Source organism: Flavobacterium geliluteum (genome assembly GCF_017948595.1).
GTDB lineage: Bacteria > Bacteroidota > Bacteroidia > Flavobacteriales > Flavobacteriaceae > Flavobacterium > Flavobacterium flavipigmentatum.
This window is the reverse complement of the sequence record NZ_JAGFBV010000064.1, coordinates 1-1,767: the sequence shown is the minus strand read 5'-3', so window position 1 is coordinate 1,767 and position 1,767 is coordinate 1. Positions and strand designations below refer to the sequence as shown.

Here is a 1,767-nt window from a genome sequence, read left to right as displayed (position 1 = left end):
TAATAGAAAACGTCTGCATTCTTCTTTGGGATATAAAACACCTAAAGAAATCGAACTAGAATTTTATAAAATTAAAAGTGTAGCATAGGTCTTAGAAAATTTGTCCCACTTTTTGTTGCAAGTCCAGAGTCGTCGCTTGCGCACTCCGTGGAACACGGAACACCAGTATCGTATACCCAGTAAATACAAGGGCTCCGGTGTTCCGCTGGCGTTCCGGGGTGTTCCATTTTTTACTTTTTTTGCGTGTTTTTCTCTGTTTTTTGCATTTTTTAAGATTCTAAAACTGCTCCAATTGTGCGCCCAGTTCTTTCCTGATCTTGCTTTTTAGTTTTTCCATGTTGTCCCAGTAGCTTATCACATATTTGAAACCCCTGTTTACCGAGCCTTCAATTGCCTGAATGTATTCTAGTTCCTGCAACAACTGCATGTACCGGAATGAAGAGGTCTTGCTGATGTTGAGTTTCTGGCGGATTTCCCTATTGGTAAAACGGTGCGTTGTACCGTTCTGCTGGCTCTTTACATAGCCTTTGAGGTTTTCAAAAAACTGTCTTGTGCTTTTGTCCAGTTCATCCACTTTGATGATGATGGAAGTAAAGAAAATATCAACGGCAGATTTTACGTCTTCCTTGGTGGCGATCAGCCTGCCTTTGCTGTCTGTTTTTCTCTGGTACTGGTGCAGGATGGTAATCTGCGAAACAAAATTTTGAAATTGGCTGTTTAGTCTTCTGAGCATTTTGGCTTCAAGTGGAAGGGTAAGCTTGTCTGCAAAGGGATTGATAACCTCATAGGATTTCAGTACCCGCATGGCATTTCTAAGCAGTTGTGTTGCCTGAACCTCGTTTTCATTGTTGCCTTTTCCTGCGATTTTCTTGTTTTGGATCGCTATGATCCGCATGGTCTGCGCCTGGCTTTCATCCACCCCCAAGATTACCGAACGGCTCATATTGTCATAGTACACCTCGGCTTTGGTCGTCGTGGTCATACTGGCAAAATGCGCCTGTACCTGTTTGATCCTTCCCCTGTTGTTTCCGAAAATGTCCTTGACCACTGTGGAGCTTGTCAGGAACTTGGCTGATTGCATTTCACGAAAGGCATACTGCGCCTCTTCGTCGAGTCCGTCAAAATCCTGAATTACGATCAGCTTATTGATAAGTTCCTTATCCCTGTAATGGTAGAGGGATTTGCTGGTAATGCGGGTCATGTTCATCACATCTTCTTGGGGCATGCACTGCGCAATCCCATTAATCAGATGGCTTTTTCCCTCACCGCTTGATCCCTGCACGATGGCATGCATCAGATAGGGCATTTTATAACTCGAAGCTAGCACGAAAAGAACCATTCGGTTTTGTTCTTCCCCGACAATTCCGTTCTGTTCCAAGAGCTTGTTTATGTTTTCCAGCAGGTTTGGTTTTGAAAGAAACTCGACCGCTTTCTCATGTGCCTGCGGTGTAAGTTCTTTTTCAGAGTAGCGATCCGTAACGGGGTTTATTTCCGCATCAAAGAGTGCTTCCCGATGCTGTTCCAATAAGTCCGTCAGCTGTAGAAAGTCTGTTTCGAGTTCCTGAAAATCAAACCCTTGTTTTTCGGAGAGTTCCCCGCACTGGCTCTGCACGCTTCCAAAATCGAAGAGGTCAACTTTTAGCCTGTGTTTCTTCTGTGTAGTATGTGCCACAATCTGTAATGATACCCTGAGGTTTCCCAAATCCATAGGCAGGTTGCCTACAACGAAAAACACTCCTGCGATGCCTGTATAGCTGATCTTGTAGC

Annotated in this window: 1 protein-coding gene; it reads right to left on the bottom strand. The window is 44.2% G+C overall.

The genetic code is table 11. The annotated features are described in order from the left end of the window. Positions 1-277: 277 nt before the first annotated feature. The coding region (locus J3495_RS18935) for a hypothetical protein (RefSeq protein WP_210668535.1) at positions 278-1,767 on the bottom strand (1,490 nt) is incomplete at its 5' end.